19 protein-coding genes are annotated in these 19,585 nt (G+C 59.5%); 1 reads left to right on the top strand and 18 read right to left on the bottom strand.

Annotation, left to right across the window (positions count from 1 at the left end):
• The first annotated feature begins 106 nt into the window (after window positions 1-106).
• The gene (locus GO014_RS07815; RefSeq protein WP_157289873.1) at window positions 107-502 is read left to right on the top strand and encodes a DUF805 domain-containing protein; all 396 of its coding nucleotides are present in this window, start codon (window positions 107-109) and stop codon (window positions 500-502) included.
• Between the two features lie 399 nt (window positions 503-901).
• Here GO014_RS07815 and GO014_RS07810 read toward each other — a convergent pair whose 3' ends face one another.
• From GO014_RS07810 to GO014_RS07725, 18 genes are all read right to left on the bottom strand, one after another.
• Window positions 902-1,651: a TSUP family transporter gene (locus GO014_RS07810; RefSeq protein ID WP_157289872.1), complete on the bottom strand. Its 750-nt coding sequence runs from the start codon at window positions 1,649-1,651 to the stop codon at window positions 902-904.
• A gap of 70 nt (window positions 1,652-1,721) precedes the next feature.
• Entirely contained in the window at window positions 1,722-2,828 is a 1,107-nt protein-coding gene (locus tag GO014_RS07805; protein ID WP_157289871.1) for a nucleoside hydrolase, read from the bottom strand.
• A gap of 10 nt (window positions 2,829-2,838) precedes the next feature.
• The gene (locus GO014_RS07800; RefSeq protein ID WP_207785236.1) at window positions 2,839-3,702 is read right to left on the bottom strand and encodes an ABC transporter permease; all 864 of its coding nucleotides are present in this window, start codon (window positions 3,700-3,702) and stop codon (window positions 2,839-2,841) included.
• The gene (locus GO014_RS07795; protein ID WP_157289870.1) at window positions 3,702-4,598 is read right to left on the bottom strand and encodes an ABC transporter permease; all 897 of its coding nucleotides are present in this window, start codon (window positions 4,596-4,598) and stop codon (window positions 3,702-3,704) included. The genes GO014_RS07800 and GO014_RS07795 overlap by 1 nt, the downstream gene beginning before the upstream one ends.
• Before the next feature lie 63 nt (window positions 4,599-4,661).
• Complete coding sequence (locus tag GO014_RS07790) at window positions 4,662-6,011, bottom strand: ABC transporter substrate-binding protein (RefSeq protein WP_157289869.1); 1,350 nt, start codon at window positions 6,009-6,011, stop codon at window positions 4,662-4,664.
• A gap of 52 nt (window positions 6,012-6,063) precedes the next feature.
• Window positions 6,064-7,116, bottom strand: a complete 1,053-nt coding sequence (locus GO014_RS19530) for an ATP-binding cassette domain-containing protein (protein ID WP_157289868.1) — start codon at window positions 7,114-7,116, stop codon at window positions 6,064-6,066.
• Between the two features lie 116 nt (window positions 7,117-7,232).
• Window positions 7,233-8,627, bottom strand: coding sequence for an L-fucose/L-arabinose isomerase family protein (locus GO014_RS07780; RefSeq protein WP_157289867.1), 1,395 nt, complete (start codon window positions 8,625-8,627; stop codon window positions 7,233-7,235).
• Window positions 8,624-9,385: a UTRA domain-containing protein gene (locus tag GO014_RS19525; protein WP_157289866.1), complete on the bottom strand. Its 762-nt coding sequence runs from the start codon at window positions 9,383-9,385 to the stop codon at window positions 8,624-8,626. The genes GO014_RS07780 and GO014_RS19525 overlap by 4 nt, the downstream gene beginning before the upstream one ends.
• Window positions 9,386-9,415: 30 nt before the next feature.
• Entirely contained in the window at window positions 9,416-10,906 is a 1,491-nt protein-coding gene (locus tag GO014_RS07770) for an aldehyde dehydrogenase family protein (protein WP_157289865.1), read from the bottom strand.
• Window positions 10,903-11,820 (bottom strand): tagatose 1,6-diphosphate aldolase, encoded by a 918-nt coding sequence (locus GO014_RS07765; protein ID WP_157289864.1) that lies wholly within the window; start codon window positions 11,818-11,820, stop codon window positions 10,903-10,905. Before GO014_RS07765 ends, GO014_RS07770 begins: the two co-directional genes overlap by 4 nt.
• Window positions 11,820-12,851, bottom strand: coding sequence for a dihydroxyacetone kinase subunit DhaK (locus GO014_RS07760; RefSeq protein ID WP_157289863.1), 1,032 nt, complete (start codon window positions 12,849-12,851; stop codon window positions 11,820-11,822). The genes GO014_RS07765 and GO014_RS07760 overlap by 1 nt, the downstream gene beginning before the upstream one ends.
• Window positions 12,848-13,396 carry a DAK2 domain-containing protein gene (locus tag GO014_RS07755; protein WP_116588742.1) on the bottom strand — a complete coding sequence of 183 codons (549 nt, stop codon included), beginning with the start codon at window positions 13,394-13,396 and terminating at the stop codon, window positions 12,848-12,850. Before GO014_RS07755 ends, GO014_RS07760 begins: the two co-directional genes overlap by 4 nt.
• A complete protein-coding gene (locus tag GO014_RS07750; RefSeq protein WP_116588741.1) occupies window positions 13,393-14,232 on the bottom strand; it encodes a sugar phosphate isomerase/epimerase family protein in 840 nt (279 codons plus the stop codon). The genes GO014_RS07755 and GO014_RS07750 overlap by 4 nt, the downstream gene beginning before the upstream one ends.
• A 49-nt stretch (window positions 14,233-14,281) precedes the next feature.
• Window positions 14,282-15,940 (bottom strand): acetate--CoA ligase, encoded by a 1,659-nt coding sequence (locus tag GO014_RS07745; RefSeq protein ID WP_157289862.1) that lies wholly within the window; start codon window positions 15,938-15,940, stop codon window positions 14,282-14,284.
• Complete coding sequence (locus GO014_RS07740; RefSeq protein WP_157289861.1) at window positions 15,941-16,327, bottom strand: zinc ribbon domain-containing protein; 387 nt, start codon at window positions 16,325-16,327, stop codon at window positions 15,941-15,943.
• The gene (locus GO014_RS07735; RefSeq protein WP_157289860.1) at window positions 16,324-17,484 is read right to left on the bottom strand and encodes a thiolase family protein; all 1,161 of its coding nucleotides are present in this window, start codon (window positions 17,482-17,484) and stop codon (window positions 16,324-16,326) included. The genes GO014_RS07740 and GO014_RS07735 overlap by 4 nt, the downstream gene beginning before the upstream one ends.
• A complete protein-coding gene (locus tag GO014_RS07730; RefSeq protein ID WP_343030851.1) occupies window positions 17,469-18,647 on the bottom strand; it encodes an MFS transporter in 1,179 nt (392 codons plus the stop codon). The genes GO014_RS07735 and GO014_RS07730 overlap by 16 nt, the downstream gene beginning before the upstream one ends.
• Before the next feature lie 747 nt (window positions 18,648-19,394).
• Window positions 19,395-19,585, bottom strand: a 191-nt coding sequence (locus GO014_RS07725; RefSeq protein WP_157289858.1) for a helix-turn-helix domain-containing protein, incomplete at its 5' end; no start/stop codon positions are given.

The raw sequence follows: 19,585 nt of genomic DNA, 5'->3' as shown, positions 1-19,585 counted from the left end.
TTGATGCGATCGCTCGCACCGCGCCCGCACTGGTTTGCCCCAATACACCTAACCTGCAACTGCCAGTGGTTTCGGCGGCAATAATCCCACACAATCTGGAGGAACAATGTTTAAGGGTCGAATTGGACGATTTTTCTTCGCCTTTGCGGTCGTCGGTCTGCTGATTGCGGGAACCGCAGTCAATGTGGTGGTCGCCTTGCTGTCCGGCATAGGCGTCCCGGAATTCTGGCTCTACGCCGCTCTTTTTCTGTGGGCCGCGCTATCTTTGCTAGTCGCAATGTCCTTTACGGTGCGCAGATGGCATGATCTGGGCCGTAGCGGCTGGTGGGCCCTGCTCAGTCTGGTCCCAATCGTGAATCTGTTCTGCCTGTTCATCTTGCTGTTTTGGCCAGGGCAGTCTGCCCGGGAACGCGTTTCGCACCGCTCGTCGGATGGACCGCACTTTGACAAGTCCTTTGACAGATCCTTTGACGACCGTGACTTCGGCTATGACCCGGATTGAGGTGTCTCGCCGCAATCTGTGAGGCGATGTTCAATCTTGGCCGCGTGTCAAGATTAACCCAAGCAATCGGCGGGGTCGCGATAGTGAACGGCGTGCCTGGCCCACGCTAGAACGCCGAGACGAATGAGCCGACCAATCTGCCCAACGGCCCATAGAGAACGGTGATCGAAGTCGAACAAAGCGGACCGACGGCAATAGGCAGGGCGCAAGGACTGTATAAATGACCAGTTTGGCGCGCATCGACGATGGTCCGCTACTGCACCGTTTGGGACTGCTATTGAAATGCTGGCTACGTGGTTTGCGTATCGGGAGAGCAACTGGGGCCAACCCCAATGCTCAGGGAAAGCAATGCTGAAGTGTGTTTCAGTGCGAGGTGTCTGAACGTAATATAGGAGACCGCTAGATCAGCGCCTTCAGGCTCAGGCTGAGCCCTGACGCGAGGAGAAGGCCGAATGTCAGCCGGCGGAAGGATTTGGGTGACATAGCGGGCGGCCATCGATGCGCGATCTCTGTAGCGGCGAGTATCACTGGGACCGCCAGCAAGCTCCACAACACAGCGACAAAGGGAAAGCCTCCCGTCGCAACGACCAATGTGGTCCGAAAAAGGATCCCGACCGCGAACACTAGGACAAGTGTCACCCGAATGCTCGTGATCGCCATGGGCTGGCGATAGAATAAATAGACCAGCGGTGGCCCTGCCGTGGCAAAAAGCCCTCCCAGAAGGCCGCCCGCTGCCCCGGCCACAATGAACCGTGACGCTGATGACCTGATGTTCAGAGGCTGGGGCTTTGAAACCAGCTGGGCTGCGGCCGCGATGATCACCCACCCAAGGATAAGTTGCAAGACAGCGAGGTTCGAAGCAGCGACACTTTCCAGCATCGCATAGCCGACGATCGTTGCGGCAAGCGACGGGCCGACCACCAGCCAGAATTCATGCCAGGCAACATCCCGCCAGCCTCTGATGAGGATGTGGATGGAGTTCACCACTGACAGGATGCCAACGATAATTGCAGCGTCTGCAAGGGAGGTGAGGCCAAGGAGGGCTACTGCGCCCATCATCACCAGGCCAAAGGCAAACCCAGTGAGAGTCTGCAGATAGGCGGCCGCGCCTGCGACCAGCATGAGCTGGCACAGATCGGTTATGGTCATGCTATCGCCTATCGCTTTCCGAACATGGATCCGTAATGTTGACGCATTCCGATTTCGAACCTGGGGTCTATCAGGGGGCCTTGGTCAGGCAGCTATAGAAATCCTCAAAGATCGCATCGCGGTTGAGGTCATAGGCCTCAACCATGGGGTGCCTCGAACTGTCTTGGCGCCAGTAAAGGTCCGTATCCAGGATGGGCGAATGCGTATCGAATGTAGACACGTAGGCCGGATCCAGGAGCCAAGCGACATTGATTATGTCCCATATCACCCAGGTCTTTGCTTCGGCCCCAGTGATGGCGAACATCTCGTGCAGCGGATTTTTGGTGTAAAGCTGGTGCAAGTAATCGCCGATTGCCCCATGCCCTTTTACAAAGCGCTCCATTTCCGGAAGTGAAATCTTCAACTGGGCGCCAACGTGATAGCCCGGCAGATAGACCTGCGGCACGCCACAGTCAAAAAGCAGGCGCGAGGAAAGCCGGTCCTGTACCAAATTGAGCGATGGCTCGTTGGAAAATGGCGCATAGGTCGGGAAACCGGCGGTCCAGACGACAACCATGTTGTCGATGATATCGGGCGCCATCAGCAAGGCGGAAGCGATGTTTGTCAGCGCTCCCATGGCCAGCACATAGACGGGGCCATCTTCGCGGCGGCGGACGCTCTCGATAATGAAGCGGGCGGCGGGAGTATCGAGCGGAGCGTCCAGGTTTTCAAGGTAACCGGGAGACCCGCGATGAACCTTACCCTCGTGGTCTACACCACACTTTTCAAAGACGCGGAGGATTTCCTGGTAGGAAAGCTCGGCTCCCTCCTTGGGGAGCGTGAACAGTGTTTCGTTGGGATCGCGCCCAGCATCGACCATGCGCTGCGCCCAGCCGGCCAACCCTCCCATGAACTTTTCTTCGTCAGGATTTTCCGGGCCGCCGCGCTTTAGAATGGCAACCGAGCGAATGAGGTCGTCCTTGTGATGGGCGAAGGAGAATGGCACCGCCGTCACCCCTTCCAGCCGCACGCGGTCGGGTGAGAGCAAGGCCCAGGCCAACGCATACTGGTCGTCGATTTCATTAGCCGTGTCGGTGTCGATGATCACGCGGGCCGAGTGCCCCGGATGGGTAAGCAGGCTCTGGTACAGCTCAGCGGCAAGCTTGGGGAAGCGCGCGAGCACGTGTTGGTCTAGCATAGTGGAAATCCTAGTTTCCGAAGCCCTTGCCGAAAGCTTCTTCCTTGATGAACCGTTCGGAAATGATGAGCAAAATTACACCTGGCAGGGTCACGATCAGCGTGATGCCAGCAGCAGACGCATCGAGGGTTCCGCCCGAAATCTTAGAAAACAGGAGCGTTGGCAGGGTGATGATCTTGCCCTGCCCCAAGAAAAAGGTGAGCAGGAAGATGTTGGTGGACACGAGGAAGGTGAACAAGGCACCCGCGACCACGCCCGGCAGCAACATGGGCAGCGTGACCAGCCGCAGCACCTGCCACCGGCTTGCGCCCAAGATCATCGCCTGCTCCTCGAAATCCTTGCCCAGTCCCTGGTAGACCGCCGTCAGCATGCGGATCATGTAGGGAATGGTCGGGATCAAATGGGCGATGATGATGCCGAGATAGCTACCCGCGATGCCCATGCGAATGAAGATCATCAGCAAAGCGATACCGATAGCGGCCTCGGGCACGATCAGTGGCAGGGACAGGAAGAACTCAAAGCCCGATTTGCCACGAAAGCTTTCTCGGGCCAGCACCCGCGCTGCCGGAAGGCATATGGCAAGGCAGATCACGGTCACGATGCTGCCGATCACCACGGTGTTGATCGTTGCCTCGAGAATGCGGCTATAGGGCGAGAGCACATAGTCCCAGGCAAGCGGCATTCTGGAGACTTCACGCTGCTCCATCCACCAGGTGCCGGGCAGCAGGTCGGGCCATGCCCAACGGAACGCCAGGCTCTGGATGATCAGCGGCAGGAACGGCCCCAGAATGAACCCGACGATGAGGATCAGATAGACCTTCTGGAAGCCTGAGAGCTGATTGTTCAGCGCAGTGTTTGAAAATTTGCGGGCCATCAGTTTCTCCCGATCTTGCGTTCAAAGCGGCGATAGATAGCCAGGTATGAGAACAAGATGATGCCAGCGACCAGAGCAATGGAAACCACGGTGGCCATACCTTGCAATTGCAGCGTGTAGTCAGCATCGTTGAAGTAGCGCCAGGCAACGACCGGCAAGGTGTCGGGGAACCCGCCGCCCAGGATGAACGGTGCTTCGAAAGCCCCGACATTGAAGGCAAAGCAGATCAGGGTGGATGAAACGACACCGGGCATGATCTGGGGCAGCGTGACCTGAGACAGGATCTGCCAGCGGTTGGCGCCAAGAATGGCCGCTGCCTCTTCGGTTTCCCGGCCAATGCCGAGCATCACCGCATAGATCGCCAGGGTGATAAAGGGAACCTGCTTCCAGACATAGACCGCAATGATGCCCCAGCCGGCATGGGTCTTGAGGATCTGCGGAAAATGGGAGGGATCAGAAATAAAGCCGAAGAACGAGGCCAGTCGCGAAATCATGCCGCCGTTGCCCAACATGATTACGGCCAGGGCAATGCCCACCGTATAGGGGATCATCAGCGGGAGCTTATAGACGTATTTGTAGAGATGTTTGCCCGGAAAAGTGCGCACCAGAGCCAAGGCAAGCGCGATCCCCATGACCAAGGCAATCACCGTTGAGACGGTCGCGTAATAAAGCGTCAGCCAGAGCGATTGCCAGAAGGAGACAGAGCCCCACAACGCACCGAAATATTGGAAGCTCGGGAACGTGTTGACCCCGAACCAGGGGGCGAACCCCAGAGACTGCACGACGGCAAGCACCAGAGCGCCACCAAAGAGCACGGCAAGGATGAGCAAGACCGGGGAAAGCTGCAGCCAGAGCCACATTCTTTCCTTCAGTGCGCTGTCGTGGGAGCGTGCCATATCAAACTTCCGGGACAAATTAGAGACAGGTGGCCCGGCCCGCGCCGGGCCACCAAATTGCGCTTACTGGTTCAGATTTTCCGCGGCGCGGGTCACAATCGTTTCGATCGAGTCCGTGCTGTCGCGTTCGATGTACTCAAGCCAGGTGGCTTCGATTACATCGACCAGGGTTGCGTTGGTATCGGGCGCGATGTTCGCGTCGAGCTCGGAAGCATCGACCCCTGTGTGGCCCGGCGAGGCGGCAGCAAGCGCTGCAGCGTCTTCCTCGCTAAGCAGCCACGGATCGATACCCGCTGGCATGCCGGTGAACTCAAGCTTGGAGATCTGCGCTTCAACGGTCGTCATGTAATCGGCCAAGACCAGAGCCGCCGCCGGATTGGGCGCATTGGCCGGGATGGCCAGGTAGTTCTTGTTCTTGATCATGTTGCCTTCTGGAAACACGAACTCCTGGGCTCCTTCAGGATAGGTTCCTTGGCTGAGGCCGGTGGACACTGCATAAAGGCCGAACTTGCAGTTGAAATTGACCTCACCATTGAGGAACAACCCGTCCAGCGCGTTGGGATCTTCAGGATAGCGCGGCGTGCCACTGTCACCGCCGAGAAGCAGAGGCTCGAGGTTCTTGAGGTAGTCCAGACCAGGAGTGATCAGACGCGCCAGTTCGGCTGCGCCCAATTCGTCCAGCGACTGCTGGAACGGTTCAGCGCCGGTACCATCGGGATTGTGCGCATAAATCGCTTCCTGCACGAAGGTGTTGCCGAGGTAGTGCGGCGGCTTGACGTAGATGAATTTGCCGGGGTTAGCTTCGAGGTAGCTCCGCATTTCTTCGAATGTGTGAGGTACCTCATCGGCGCTCACACGATCCGTGTTCACGGCGCAAACATACTGCTCGCCGGACCAGGGGACTTCCGCTCCATCGGTGAGCACACCGAAATCGCGCAGATTGAGCAGCGAGCGGGGGTCGCTTTCATCCCACTCGATGTTTGTTGCGTTCGGCAACAGCGGCGCGAAGGCCCCAAACAGAGCGTCTTGTTTTTTGAGGGTCGAAAAGTTCTCCCCGTTGAGCCAGATCGCGTCGACGCTGCCTTCGCCGACCATCTTGCCGGAACCAAGCTCGGCCAAAACCAGGTCGACGGCGTCCTTGGTGCCGGTGATACGAACGGGGTTGAGGGTCACGCCCAACTCCAACATTGCCGGAGCGACGACACTGTCCATCCATACGTTGAGTGGATCGCTACCACCCCAATAGTAGAGGTTCACGGTGCCTTCGGATTGAGCACGCTCGGTCACGGCTGACCATTCGAGGTCCCCGGCGAGAAAATTCTCGCGGAATTCGGTAGCGGCCGGATCCTCTGCCTGTGCGGCGCCGGCTGCGAGCATTGCAGCGATTGAGACGCCTAGTGCCAGTTTACGCATTTTGAATTTCCTCCTCTTGAAAAACAATCGTTTCTAGTCGTCACCCCTATTGCTAGCGGGCGATAGTCCACACCCGGTCCGGTTGGACCGAGAGAACAACTGGCTGCCCCACGTCAAGCAGACGACGGGACTGCTCGGCGACGGTGATGTCCTCTCCAGCACCGACGACATACTGAACAGACGCACCGAAGAACTCGCGCGCCTTGATCTTGCCAGAGATCAGATTTTGGGCACCTTGGGGCGCCTCGGATTCGGGGTAGAGGTCGATACCTTCGCTGCGCAGCATCACATACACATCGTTGCCAGGCTTAAGGCCGGGCTGAGACATGATATCAATGGTTCCAAAGGATGTTTCGGCGCGATCGGCAGCCACCAACTTTGCACTGAAGATGTTGCTGGCCCCCATGAAGTCGGCGACCTCAGTGGAATTGGGCTGCTGGTAGAGCTCTTGTGGGGCGCCAAACTGGGCGAGCTTGCCGTTGAAGATGACCGCTACGCGATCCGCCAGCTCCATGGCTTCGACCTGATCGTGAGTCACAAAGATGGTAGTGATGCCAAGACGCTTCTGCAGGTCGCGGATAAAGCGCCGCATCTCGCCACGAAGTTTTGTGTCGAGGTTGGCCAGCGGCTCGTCCATCATCAGAACGGAGGGCTTGGTGATCAGCGTGCGCGCGATTGCAACGCGTTGCATCTGCCCGCCTGACAGCTGCGCGGGGAAACGTTTGCGGAATTTGTTGAGCTGAACGACCTCAAGAATCTCCTCAAGTCGTTCGCTAATCTCCTTCTTGGGGAGACCCCGCACATCGAGCCCGAACGTCACGTTCTTTTCGACTGTCATGTGGGGAAACAGCGCGTAGCGCTGAAAGACCATGCCGACGTTTCGCTTCTGAACGGCGACATCAGAAACGTCATGACCGTCGAACAGAACTTCTCCTTTTGTCGGCGCTTCGAGCCCGGCAATCATGCGCAGCGTTGTCGTCTTGCCGCAGCCGGAGGGCCCCAGAAGAGCAACCAGCTCCCCGGACTTGATATCGAGATCAATGGATTCGATTGCCGTAAAGGCACCAAATCGCTTTTGAACCGCATTGAGCCGGACTTCGGTCACGCGTGCCCTCCCTTATGTGTGAATTGGTTATATCCAATTCAATACTACAAATTAATGCCGAAAAATTCCACGTGTCAACTCCAAACGCCTCGTGGGCGAGGAGAAAGGCGAAATTCCTAGCGCTTTTTGATGCCCAAAGTGACGAGCCCGGACCATTCGCCAAACTCTGACAGAACCTGTTCCCAATGGCCGGCCACGAGGACAAAGTGGTGCTCGACGCCGTGATCGAGAACTGCCGCCACAACGTCGTATGCGCTGCGGGCTTGGCCATCTGCAGCGAAGTGAGAAACCCAGCCACGGCAGCCGGTAAATCCGGTTTCCGGTGCCTTTACCACCTCTGCTTCGAAGCTGAAGCGACTGGCACCACTCCGCCCCAATCGGAGCACCGTCACCGCGCCGAGGGCAAAACAGTAATCCGCGATCGCGCCGTAGATCGGCCCTTGCTCGGTGCCCCGACCAATCATCGGGTGATTGATCCAGCGCGCCCGCCCTTCGGCGAGATGAAGCGGCCCCCCACCGCCATGCCACATCAGGATCCGATCCTGCGTGAGCTGCGGCGAGGTCATGTCGAGCAGGCAACCAACCTTGCCTGTCATGGATTTGACGGCAAGCTGAGTTACCGCTCCCATAATATCACCTTCCGAGGCGACCGGGATGGCGTCATGCTCTTCCAGCCAGCTGAAAGCGGCGCCCGGATGAAAGCCAGGATCCTGCTGCAGGGCCGGCCAATCGGACACAGCCAGCGCGTCATAGCGATTGGCCTGTGCCAATTCGCGCAATGCCAGCACCATGCGCGCAGTCAGGTCCATCTGAGCTTCGTTCACCCCATCCACGTCAGCAGTAGCGGCCATGGCACGCAATTCTTTCGCGACCAGTTCATCAGCAAAACCAGGCATGGCCTGGGTCACCTGATGGATGTCTACATGTTCGACTTCAACGCCGAGCCGCGAAAACAGCGCGTCTTGATCTACGGCCATGTTGTAGAAGGTCGGAGCCAGCCCACCGACAACCCCAACCCGCGACCCGCGCACGGCCTTGCACATGGTCAGAGCCTTGATCGACTGGCGCCACTGCCCCAGCAACGCAGCGTCGTCCGGCGCGCCGAAGTACCAGCGGACCGGAGACTTGCCGAGATCGCGGACACCGCGGGCAATCGACATGCTCATATTGAGCGAAACGAAATTGTTGAGCTGGATATCCCCTTCGTGGTTGGGCTCAGGCGTCGCCCAGAAACCCAGAGGCATATCAAAACTGGCAAGCGTCCGGGCGACATCGCCCATCGTGAAGCCGCCGTGCAGCAGGATGACAAAATCCGCGCCCTCCGAGAGGACGGCGCTCATGGCCGCCCGCGCCTGGTGTCCATCCATCGGCACGTCGGGAGCAACTACCAACCGGGCGCCCTCTTCCGCGGCAAGACCTTCCAGAGCGGACACAGCCCGATCAAAAACACCATGCTTTTCCGGGAAGTAGCTTGGCAAAGATGCTTTGATCAGGCCGAGGGTGAAGGTCATTGCGCAGAGATTCCTGCCGCGTTTCCGGCTGTTCGCGTGGGGGCTGATTTGTCGAGGTTGTAGGTTATGGGCGACTGCCGGAAGACCTGATCGTAGAAGACAGGCTTCTGGTCCTCGTCGAACGCGGTGCAGGCCTGCGAGAGAATGGGCGCATTTGGCTTGACGGCTAAAAGTTCAGCGATTTCGGAATCCGCGACCAGCGAGCTGATCACTTCGCATGCGCGCGTCCACTGCATCTTGAACCTACGCCCGAGAATTCGCAGGATGGATTGATCCTGACCCGTTTCGGGAAGGTCTTCGGCGCTGATGCCATCCACCAGATGGCTGGGCACCCAGGTGCGAACAAGCATGACGGGTGCGCCGTCGACAGTTCGCAACCGACGGATGAGCGTCAGTTCGCTATCAAACAGAGCGGCAACTTCGGGCGGCACCGACGTCGCGGGCGCTTCGATACCCAAAAGCTTTGCCCCGGGCATCCGCCCCTCGCGGATTACCTGATCGGTGAACGAGACAAGACAGGTCGAAGATGGTGGCGAAAGCGTCGAGACGACATAGCCGCTGCCCTGGCGCGCGGTAATGTATCCAGACTGCACCAGCATATCGAGCGCCTTGCGCACGGTCACGCGGCTTACGTCGAACGCCGTGGCGAGTGCTTCCTCTGTCGGCAGGCGCGTTCCGATCGAATACATGCCGGATTCGAGCCTGTTGAGTACTTCGTCGTGCACCGACTGGTATTTTGGAATGGACTTGGTCGTCACCTGGTCACCCTTTCAAGAAAAACAAATTGATTAGATCAAATCAGATTCCTTGAGACCGAGCCATACGCTCTTGGTTTGTGAGTACAGCGCGATCGCCTCTTGGCCCATTTCACGGCCATATCCACTTTGTTTCATCCCGCCGAAGGGTGACGCTGCGTCCGTATCGCCCCAGGTGTTGACCCAGATCGTACCAGCCTGCAGCCGAGCCGCCATCCGGTGGGCTCGAGACACGTCATTGGTCCAAAGGCCGGCGGCCAGACCGAAATCGGTATTGTTGGCGCGCGCGAGCACCTCAGCTTCATCGTCAAACGAAAGCACTGCCATGACGGGTCCGAAAATCTCTTCCCTCGCGACCGACATGGTATCGGTTACTCCATCGAGCACGGTCGGAGCGACGAAGTACCCGGCGTTGCGGACGCGCTTGCCGCCGGCAACGCACTGCGCACCCTCGGCCTGCCCCTGCCCGACATAGGAAAGAACTTTGTCCATCTGCTGCTGGGAGATGACGGGGCCCAGATCATGGGATTCCGAATCCATCCCCGGGCCAACCGAAAGCGCATTGGCCCGCCTCGCCAGACCGGCGACAACCTGATCGCGAATGGAGCTGTGCACAAAGAGCCGAGCGCCCGCCGTGCACGATTGCCCGTTGTTTCCGAACAGCGCCCAGAACGAGCCCTCTATCGCGGCTTCAATTTCCGCGTCGGGGAATATGATGTTGGCAGCCTTGCCACCGAGCTCGAGCGATACCTTTTTGAGATTTCCCGTCGAAGCGGCGACGATCCGCCGACCGGTTTCGGTCGAACCGGTGAAGCCGATCTTGTCGATACCCTTGTGACCCGCCAAGGCAGCACCCGCGCCCGCGCCAAGACCGGGCACGACGTTGAGTACGCCGGGCGGGAAGCCAACTTCAAGCGCCAGATCGGCGAGATACAGAGCACTGAGCGGCGTCTGCTCTGCAGGCTTGAGAACGATGGTATTGCCAGCTGCCAGGGCCGGCGCCAGCTTCCAGGCTACCATCAGCGTCGGATAATTCCATGGCGTGATCAATCCGCACACGCCGACTGGCTCCACACGGGTGTAATTGAAACGGCCTGGATCCGAGACAGGAATAGTGCGCCCTTCGATCTTGCTGGCCCAGCCGGCGAAATAGCGGAAATGGCGGGCGGAATAGATCGCATCGACGTCACGCGCCTTTGCAAAGGGCTTGCCGTTGTCGAGCGCGTCCAACTGCCCGAAGATGTCCTTGCGGGCCTCGATCGCGTCAGCCAAGCGCCAGATCAGCACACCGCGATCGTGGCTGGACATGGTGCCCCAGGGGCCGGAAAGCGCCTTGCGGGCTGCATCGACTGCGGCGTCGATATGGTCGGCATCGCCGCAGGCAACTCGCGCAAGATGCTCCTCGGTGGAGGGGTTGAGAACCTCAAGGGTTTCGCGAGCCTGAACCTGCTCAGCGCCAATGCGCAGCCCCTGGACCGAAGCCAGAAAATCGGAAACTTCTGGGTTTAGCTCCAGCATGGTCATGCGATGGCCTCGTTCATGCCCGCCAGCCGGTCGCGGCCGGTTGTTTCCATCCAGCGCGCCATGGCGTTTGCGCCCTCTGATCCGAAAATGCCGATGGCATCGCTCCAAAGCGCGCGACCACACATGTAGCCTGCCGCCTTGCCGGAGCTGGACTTGCAGAACTTCAAGCCTTCGACAAACCGCTCGTAGGTCACCCCGGCGCTGAGATAGACAAAGGGCATGTCGCCCGCCGCGTTGGATACATCCACTACCGCGGCTTCTGCGTCGCGACGGCTCATGGCGGGTGTCCCGAAGCCCTCGACAAATTCGAGCGTAACCGGGATCTCAATCTTGAGGATGTCGATCTTGTAGTCCGGATTGACAAAATCCTCGACGGCACGACGAACGAGCTCGGGCTTGAGAAGCGCGTATTCCTTCGAGGCGCCATCGGAAACGGCGCGGTCATAGACGATTGGTTCAAAAAGGAACGTGGTGCCCTGTGCCCTGCAGCGATCACCTATGGAGCGCACAAGATCGAACTTGCGCTGGTTCAGTTCGGCAGGATCATTGGGGCCATAGTACAGGAAGAATTTCAGGACAGGCGCGCCGAGCGTCGGAAACTGTTCCACGGTGAGGTTATCGGGCAGACGAGTGATCCGGTCCTCGTCAGCAATGTGATAAACGTCGGCTTCGAAAGCCAGCATGGGAATGCAGGGCGGCGCCATGAGCGGCAGCAAATGCGCCCCGTAGGTGGAGTCGACCAAAAGGGTCGTAGCTACAGGGCTGGCAGTTTCCACGACAATCCGCTTGAAGGTCTCCAGGTCATCATCACGCGCATCTGCGCCGCGCGCTGCGGCAATTGCTGCAGCCAGGCCACTGCCCTGATCGACGGCTACGCCGCGGATGGGCTCATGGGGTTTGAATGGAGCGGGCATCACGACTTTGCCTCCTGGGTCAGCAATGAGATTGCGGGGAAGGCCGGGCTGTCGGAAGGTTCACACCAATAGGCCAGCATTTGGTCTGTCGGCTCGAGCAGAGAGATGGAAAAGCCGCCCATTTCCTGGGTGGTCACGAAACTGCCCACCATCGGAGCAATCGCCTCGACCCCCTGTGCCGCCAAAGCTTTGCTGGTCTCATTCCAGATCGTGTACAGCTCCATCAGGGTGGTACCGCCCATGCCATTGATGATGACGGCAGCGCGGCCACCCTCAGCTATGGGCCGGTCCTCTAGCAGCTTGTCGACAATGGTCCGGACCAGCTTGCCGACAGGCCCATGTGGCATCCGACCCGCGCCGGGCTCGCCATGCACGCCCATGCCGATGAAGATTTCGCCTTCGGGCAGCTTGAACATCGGCTTGCCCGTCAGCGGAGAGATGCCAGGGGAAATGGCCGCCGAAAGGCTTACCGTGCGGTCGCGCACCGCTTCACCCAGCGCCACCAGACCATTAAGTTCCAGCCCTGCTTCTGCGGCCGCACCAAGGATCTTGTAGATGAACATGGTACCGGGAGCGCCGCGCCGATCCTGGCGCCGTTCGGGCGGCGCCGAGGCGACATCGTCGTACATCAAGAGGCCCCGGACATTGAGCTCCTCGTCTTCAGCGAGCATGATGGCCGCGCGGCCGTTGATCACGTCGCCGGAGTGCTGCGAGATCAAAAGGAGCGTTCCCGCAGCGCCGTTTACTTCGCGGATGCCATCGAGGATAAGATCCGCCGAGGGGGCGGCAAAGACATCCCCAACCACATTGGCGTCCAGCAGGCCTTCACCAACAAAGCCCATGGCTATGGGTTCGTGTCCCGAGCCATTGCCAATCAGCATGGTGACCTTTTCGTCGGGGTTCTTGCGAGCCCGGCTGCGAACGACGACACGCGGGTCAATCTTGCCGCGTTCGACTTGTGGAAATGCGGAAACGAAGCCGTCGATCATGTCGTCGACCATGGTCTCCTGCGAGTTGAAGAGCTTGGTCATTGGCTTTCCCGGGTTTCGCGAAGTACTTCAAACAGGATTAAGATTGAGGTTGCACCGGGGTCCTGATGCCCCCTGCCCTTGCCCTCGACATACTGGGCACGGCCCCTGCGGGCATCAAGCGCGATAGTCGCCTGGCATCCTTGCCGCGCCGCCTCAATAGCGGCATCCAGATTACCACCATTGAACGCCGCGACGGCGGGGGAGAGCGCATCTATCATGCTCTTGTCGCCGGGTTTTACCTGACCCAGGTCGCATATGCGGGCTTCGGCAAGCGCCAGTTCGGAGGGCAGGTCTGCGTCAGAGATGAGGTGTCTCTCGATGGCAATCAGTACTAGACCGAACAGCGTGCCTGCTGCCCCGCCCGAAGCGCGCATGAAGGCCTTGGCGCCCATACCCGACTCGGCTTGCGCAGCCTTGGTGAGGCCGCGCAGCATCGTTGTGCCGTGATCGCCATCGCCCAGCGCTGCGTCGAGCGCGTCGAGCTCGTCCTTCCGCGCCTCGATGGCGGCAAGCAACCGCGTAAAATACTGTTGTGCAACGGTCATAGCGAGAAAGTCCTTTGCATGAATGACAGTGTGGTCCGCGCCGCCTCGGTGGGGTCCGCTTCAATGTTGCGCCAGATATTGACATCAGCACTGGCCGGATTCCCGGCCATGACAAACATCTCGGCCACTACCCAGCCGTCATAGCCGATCCGGGAAAGCGCCTGCGCCGCTGCGCCAAAATCATACTGGCCGCTACCGGGAACGCCGCGGTCATTTTCGGAAATATGGAAGTGCACCAACGCCTTTCCGGTCTCGTTAATCGCGTCAGGGGGCGACTTTTCCTCGACATTCATATGAAAGGTGTCGAGCAGCACCCCGATATTCTGGCTGCCAGTTGCCTTCGCGATTGCCGTGGTCTCGGCAGCGGTGTTGGTCAGGTCGGACTCAAATCGGTTAAGCGCCTCAATTCCAAGAACAACGCCCTCTCCACGCAACACACCATCAAGTTGTGCGAGCGTTTCGGAAGCGTATTTGGCGCGTTCGGCCTTGCGGGCTGGGTCGAAATAGCCCCAGGGACTGGCAACGACACCTGAGAGGTTGCGTGCGCCCATTGCGCCAGCCGTCTTCACCGCCCCTGTCAGGGTTTTGATCGCTGCACTACGCCGTTCGGGATCGGATGAACCGGGGTCCTCTCCGACTCCCAGCCCCGTGGAGCAGGTGAGCGCGAGATCGAGATTGTCCGACAGGGTTCGCAATTTTCCTGCGTCAGCAAAGCCAACCCCCAACAGGGATAGCTCCACCCCATGGTAGCCAAGTGCTTTGACCCGGCTCATGATCGGTGCCGGATCGTCACTCCAAGCGCGTTGCCATAGCCCCGCATGTACGCCGAATTTCATGAGACCTCCCAATTGATAGCTACAGATTAGTATGTACCAATTGGTGACGTCAATGCTTATGGGCGTCGATTTCTGCCTGACGCAGCTTCTTTCGGTTGATTTTGCCCGACGAAGTCATCTCGAAGCCCTCGACATAAGCGATCTCACGCGGCGCCTTGTAAGGTGCCAGGCGCGAACGTACGTGCTCGCGCAATTGTTCGGTGAGATCATTTGATTGCTCAAATCCGCGAGCCAGCTGCACGAAGGCCTTGATGATGCTGCCACGATCCTTGTCGGGCTTGCCAACCACCGCCGCTTCAGCAACGGCCGGATGTGCAATCAGGCATTCTTCGATTTCGGCAGGGCCAATGCGGAAACCCGATGACTTAATCAGGTCGTCGCTGCGGCCCTTGTACCAGAAATAGCCATCGGCATCGCGAACGGCCAGGTCATAGGTTCGCATCCATTCGCCCAGGCGCAACTCGGCTTCCTTTTCGGCATTTTTCAGATAGCCGAGATAGCGGGTGGGAGCGTCCGCCCGCGTGACGATCTCGCCCTCCTGGCCGGGTTCGACTTCCACACCATTGTCGTTGACCAACCGGACATCATGCCCCGGATAGGCCAGTCCCATGGAGCCGGGTCGGCGCGGGTAGAGGGCCTGACAATTGCCGATCAGATGGTTGACCTCGGTCATCCCGTAAAACTCGTTGCACACGGCACCAAGCTCGCGTTCCACCCAAGTGAGCGTTTCTGCAGCTAGCGCTTCGCCGCCACTGCAAATGACGCGCAGCGACAAATCATATTTGCTCCGCGGGTTGTCGGTATCGGCTAGCCGCTTGATCGCAGTGGGGGGCAGGAAGGTGTGGGTGACCTTGTGTCGCGCCATGAATTCGTAGGCCCACTCGGCCTTGAAACGCGCTTCGGCAGTCGCAACTGGACGGCCCGCCATCCATGCGGGAAACAGCATATCGAGCAGACCACCAACCCACGCCCAGTCAGAGGGAGAGAAATACACGGCATCCTCATCCTCAAGGCTCAGATTGAAAAACAGATTGATCGAGGGCCGGTAGGAGGCGAGCACCCGGTGTCCATGTAGAATCCCCTTGGGCATGCCGGTCGACCCGGAGGTGTACATCAACAGAGCCGGATCATTGGCACCCGTCAGCTCCAGAATGAAGTCAGCCGGAGCGGATCCGGAAAGTATCTCCGTCAGGTTTGCTTCCGGCCCCGCGGATTCGGCCACCAGCACGTGTTCGAGTTGGGTGAAGGTCTCAGCGGCATTGCCGCGCAGCGGCGCCCAAGCCCTTTCAATGGTCAGCAGGCATTTTGCTTGGCTGTGGTTGAGCGCGTGGCCGAGTGCATCCGGACCATAGAGCTGCGAAAGGGTTACGGCAGTACCACCTATCTTGCAGATTGCCATATGGGCAATTGCCGTCTCGGGGCGGTTGCCGGTGTGCAGGGCCACAAGGCTGCCCCGTCCAAGCCCCAGGTCGCGCAGGTACGCCGCCAGGGCAGTTGCTGCGCGGTCGACCTCGCCAAAGGTCAATGTGGTCACACCATCAGGCTGTTCGAAAATCATGGCGACGCGTTCGCCATTCCCTGCAGCCATCTGCGCGCCAACCGTCATGGCGTAGATGTTGGCGTCATCGGGGACGCTGATCGACAGATCCGCTCCGTCCCGCACAAGACCGATCTTGGCGAGTTGTTCGGTATTTAGATCGTTCAGCATCTAGTCTTCCTTTCCGGCATCAGACGCAGCCGCGCCCAGCCATAGGCCAATGAGGTCGTCGCGAGGGACAATCAGCCACCCGTGCGAAGCGTGAGGGGGAATGGTGTGCAGCCGCACGACCGTTTGAGTATCCGCGCCGTCAAACCGCACGAGCGCAAACTCGTGTTTGGCCCCCGTCGTGCGGTGGACGATTTGCGCGCGCCCCAATAGGGGTTTCCATTTGACGTAACTGCTCGCGCATTTCGGACAGAGGATGCGGGCGGGAAACGCCGCATAGCCGCACTGCTCGCACACGCTGGCAAGCGCTACTCCTCTGGCGACTGCGGAGTAGTACGGCTCCAGCGCGCCGAATTCGAAGGCATATTCTAAAGTCAGTTGGCGTTTCATGGCGCCTCCAGAATACTTACCGCGCACAAGGTGGCGATGCCGCCATGCGTATCGACGAGACCCCGGAGGGGTGTCCGGGAAGGCGTACGCCCCCAATACCGGCCCTCAAGCTGGCGGGCGATTGCCAGCACTTGCGCGACCCCGGTCGCCCCGACCGGGGCACCCTGCCCCAGCAGGCCGCCGGAAAGATTGATAGGCAGATCGCCCTGCGCATCAAACCGCCCGGCACGCTCATCGGCGATTACGTCTGCGCTCAGGCCGAGCCCTTCGATCGCCTGGAGTTGGGCGCCCGAATAGCTGTCATAGACTTCGGCAATGTCGATATCGGTGTGGGCCCAACCGGCACCGGCAAGGGCACGCCCAGCGGCGATGCGCTTGCTGCCGAAGTGGCCCGGATCGCTCCTCTCCCCCAGACGGACGCGATCATTGGCCGCTCCGATACCCACCAGTCTGGCGCGATCGCGCGCAGCGTCCGGCAGACCCGAACCACGCCCCAGAATGATACATGCTGCTCCATCGCTCAGTGGCGAGCAGTCGAGCCGGTGGTAGGGAGCCGCAATGATCGGGGAGGAGAGAACCTCGTCCACGCTGCTTGCTAGAGGCAAATGGGCAAATTCATTGAGGCGTGCATTGTCGCGATTGCGCACCGCAACAGCGGCAAAGTCGTTCTCATTGGCCCCGGTCCGTGCCTGAAACGCCATGGCAGACAGCGCATAGAGCGCTGTCGAGTCGATTCCGATCATCCCGTCGGTCCAGGCGTCAAACGAGAGACCGTAGAGCTTTGATACTGTTGCACCCGGCAAATGGCTCGCCAGCGCCTCGACGCCAACGACCGCGACACGGTCGGCCTGGCCGGAAAGCACCTGCATAGTGGCTGCCTGCACCGCCAAGTGCCCGGAAGCTCCGCCGCCTTCCACGCGCATCACCGGCTTGCCAAAAAGGGCCAGATCGTCGGCCAGAACGCTGGCCGGGTTCAACTGGAGGGTGAAGAAGTCGCTCTCGCTGGCGACGATCAGGACGTCAATGTCCTGCCGCTCTAAATCGGCGTCGGCAAGAGCAGCCACAAAGGTGTTTCTCGCCCAATCGCGCCAGGATGAACCATCCTTGCGTCGGTTGAACGGCGTCATTGCACCGCCCGCAACTACGACTGGGTCCATCTTGCTCTCCCTTGCGATTCAAACTTCCCAATCACGGCAACGCCAAGTGCGGTCAGATTGACTGCCAAAAGCGAGACGATCAGCCCCTGATAGCCGAGATTTTGCATCACAACGCCCCCCAAGGCCGGTGCCACCGCCATCATCAGAAGACCTATTGTAGCAACCGAGCCGAGAGTTTGACCGAGGCTGGATTTCGGCAGAACGGCAGCCGCAACCAGCGGGCGCAAGACAGTGTGGACGCCATAGAGCCCCCCCTGCACGAGAAGCGCGAGCAGGACGCCCATCCAGTGCGACGGCGCGACCAGAAGGACCAGGGGGGGCAAAAGGAACAACACAAACATGACGCGCGCTGCGCCCCTGGGCTTGCTCCGGGGCGCCATTTGGCGCCACAGCATCCGCCCGGCAATCTGGGCCGGTCCGAGAATGGCCGGCAGGTACAGAGCCCAACCGTTCTCACCGCTGACTTGCAGCAACGCCAGGGGAAGTAGGAATAGCAATGCGGCGTGGGAAAACATCGCCAGCCCGAATGGCACAGCGATCAGCGCCACATTAATCTTCGTTCGGTGCGGCGGCCGCACCGCCGAAGAGACATCCACCCGAGCTAGGGCCTTGTCATTTCTGGAATCGGGGATGCTGGCGACGCCCAGAAATGCGATGGCTGCAAAAACCAGCACCACGCCTTGCCACGGCCATATCGTAGCGACCAGCATGACCAATGGAAAAGTCAGCAAGGTGGCAAGACCGGCAATAAGGGTCACTGTGGTGATGGCTCGGCTGGCGTCCAAACCGGTGGTGCGCAACATGATTGCAAAGCACGGATCATAAAGCGTGGCGGCCATGGGAACGCCAAGCGCCACAATCACCAGCGGCAAGGCCCCATGCGGTACGACCGTCATCAGAACAATTAGGCCAACGCCAAGTGCGCCGCCGATCCGCATCATGGCAATGCCATGGCCCTTGTCGACCAATCGCCCCCCCACCGGAATGAGCGCTGCCCAGACGAGGACTGCAATTGTAATGGCGCCCGTTAGGCCGTTGAGAGACAATCCGGCGTCCCTCATGAGAGGCAGAAGCGCGGGAAGCTGGTAATAGAATGCTGACCACAGCAATAGCTGCGCACCTCCATGCCGTGTCACCGCATCAATGTTTCTTAGGCGCGACATGCCATCACTCCGAGACGCATTGGTTCGCATCTATTGATTAGGACAAATCTGATGTCAAGTTTGTGCAGCGCTTGTTCAGGCAAAGTTGGCCGGCCCCCAGCCCCTGACAGCAGTTGGGTGGAGCACTTTATCTCCGTCACCATGCCGTGGGGCTGGAATGCCGTCGCAGGCCAGACGGCAGTTTTCAGGTCGCCGGCAGAGCAGAAGTCATAGATTCTGCGCTAACCCCGCACCGGCACCGAGCTTATGAAGCCGCCACGTATGCAGAGGAAAATCTCTCCGACTTACCCAGCGGTGAATGAACCGAGCGGATGAAGCCGGGCCTCGAGGTTATTCGGGCATGGGCCGGGACGTCGTCATCGGCGACAGCGGCTGCGGCAGCGGCAGAAGTGAATCGCCGCCAAAAAGTCCCAATGTGGCGAGTCCGTTGAAGAGACTTTGGTCGCTGCTCGTCAGTCTGCCTTGGAGCATCACGATGGTTTCGAGCCGGCAGCATAATTTTTCTCAGGCTGCTGGCTAAGTCGAAACGGTTCGCTAGCCGCCCTCCGATGACACTCATCACTAAATCGGGATGGCAGCTTTCACGAATTGCCAAGCAAACTGAACGGCAGAAATGGGCGCGTTGCCGATTGGCAGAAACGCAACCCCATTGCGGCCGCGACGATTTGGTGATCACCCGAAACCTGCCGTTCCGCAACCAAATCGTAAGTCCGTTTGGACAGAGTGCAGGCATGAGTTTCCTGCAAGCTAATTTTGCCGGCTTTGTGTTGATGCGTGACGGAATATGGCCCTATAGGCCCGGGGCGTCATTCCACGCTGGGCTTTAAACTGGCGGTTGAAGTTGGCCAGCGAGGGATAGCCGACGGCTTCGGCGATAAAGCCGATGGGTTCGTTGGTGGAGGAGAGACGGGAGCAGGCGTCGCCGATGCGGAGGCCGG

Source organism: Devosia marina (assembly GCF_009758415.1).
Lineage (GTDB): Bacteria > Pseudomonadota > Alphaproteobacteria > Rhizobiales > Devosiaceae > Devosia > Devosia marina.
The sequence above is the reverse complement of the archived record's forward strand: the minus strand, read 5'-3'. Positions and strand labels throughout refer to the sequence as shown.

What these genes read in the sequence shown, in the direction of transcription:
- GO014_RS07795 (WP_157289870.1), bottom strand. Translation starts at nt 4,598, where the DNA reads ATGGCACGCTCCCACGACAGCGCACTGAAGGAAAGAATGTGGCTCTGG.
- GO014_RS07740 (WP_157289861.1), bottom strand. Translation starts at nt 16,327, where the DNA reads ATGAAACGCCAACTGACTTTAGAATATGCCTTCGAATTCGGCGCGCTG.
- GO014_RS07805 (WP_157289871.1), bottom strand. Translation starts at nt 2,828, where the DNA reads ATGCTAGACCAACACGTGCTCGCGCGCTTCCCCAAGCTTGCCGCTGAG.
- GO014_RS07735 (WP_157289860.1), bottom strand. Translation starts at nt 17,484, where the DNA reads ATGGACCCAGTCGTAGTTGCGGGCGGTGCAATGACGCCGTTCAACCGA.
- GO014_RS07750 (WP_116588741.1), bottom strand. Translation starts at nt 14,232, where the DNA reads ATGAAATTCGGCGTACATGCGGGGCTATGGCAACGCGCTTGGAGTGAC.
- GO014_RS07810 (WP_157289872.1), bottom strand. Translation starts at nt 1,651, where the DNA reads ATGACCATAACCGATCTGTGCCAGCTCATGCTGGTCGCAGGCGCGGCC.
- GO014_RS07800 (WP_207785236.1), bottom strand. Translation starts at nt 3,702, where the DNA reads ATGGCCCGCAAATTTTCAAACACTGCGCTGAACAATCAGCTCTCAGGC.
- GO014_RS07790 (WP_157289869.1), bottom strand. Translation starts at nt 6,011, where the DNA reads ATGCGTAAACTGGCACTAGGCGTCTCAATCGCTGCAATGCTCGCAGCC.
- GO014_RS07765 (WP_157289864.1), bottom strand. Translation starts at nt 11,820, where the DNA reads ATGCCCGCTCCATTCAAACCCCATGAGCCCATCCGCGGCGTAGCCGTC.
- GO014_RS07815 (WP_157289873.1), top strand. Translation starts at nt 107, where the DNA reads ATGTTTAAGGGTCGAATTGGACGATTTTTCTTCGCCTTTGCGGTCGTC.
- GO014_RS07770 (WP_157289865.1), bottom strand. Translation starts at nt 10,906, where the DNA reads ATGACCATGCTGGAGCTAAACCCAGAAGTTTCCGATTTTCTGGCTTCG.
- GO014_RS07760 (WP_157289863.1), bottom strand. Translation starts at nt 12,851, where the DNA reads ATGACCAAGCTCTTCAACTCGCAGGAGACCATGGTCGACGACATGATC.
- GO014_RS07745 (WP_157289862.1), bottom strand. Translation starts at nt 15,940, where the DNA reads ATGCTGAACGATCTAAATACCGAACAACTCGCCAAGATCGGTCTTGTG.
- GO014_RS07730 (WP_343030851.1), bottom strand. Translation starts at nt 18,647, where the DNA reads ATGTCGCGCCTAAGAAACATTGATGCGGTGACACGGCATGGAGGTGCG.
- GO014_RS07755 (WP_116588742.1), bottom strand. Translation starts at nt 13,396, where the DNA reads ATGACCGTTGCACAACAGTATTTTACGCGGTTGCTTGCCGCCATCGAG.
- GO014_RS07780 (WP_157289867.1), bottom strand. Translation starts at nt 8,627, where the DNA reads ATGACCTTCACCCTCGGCCTGATCAAAGCATCTTTGCCAAGCTACTTC.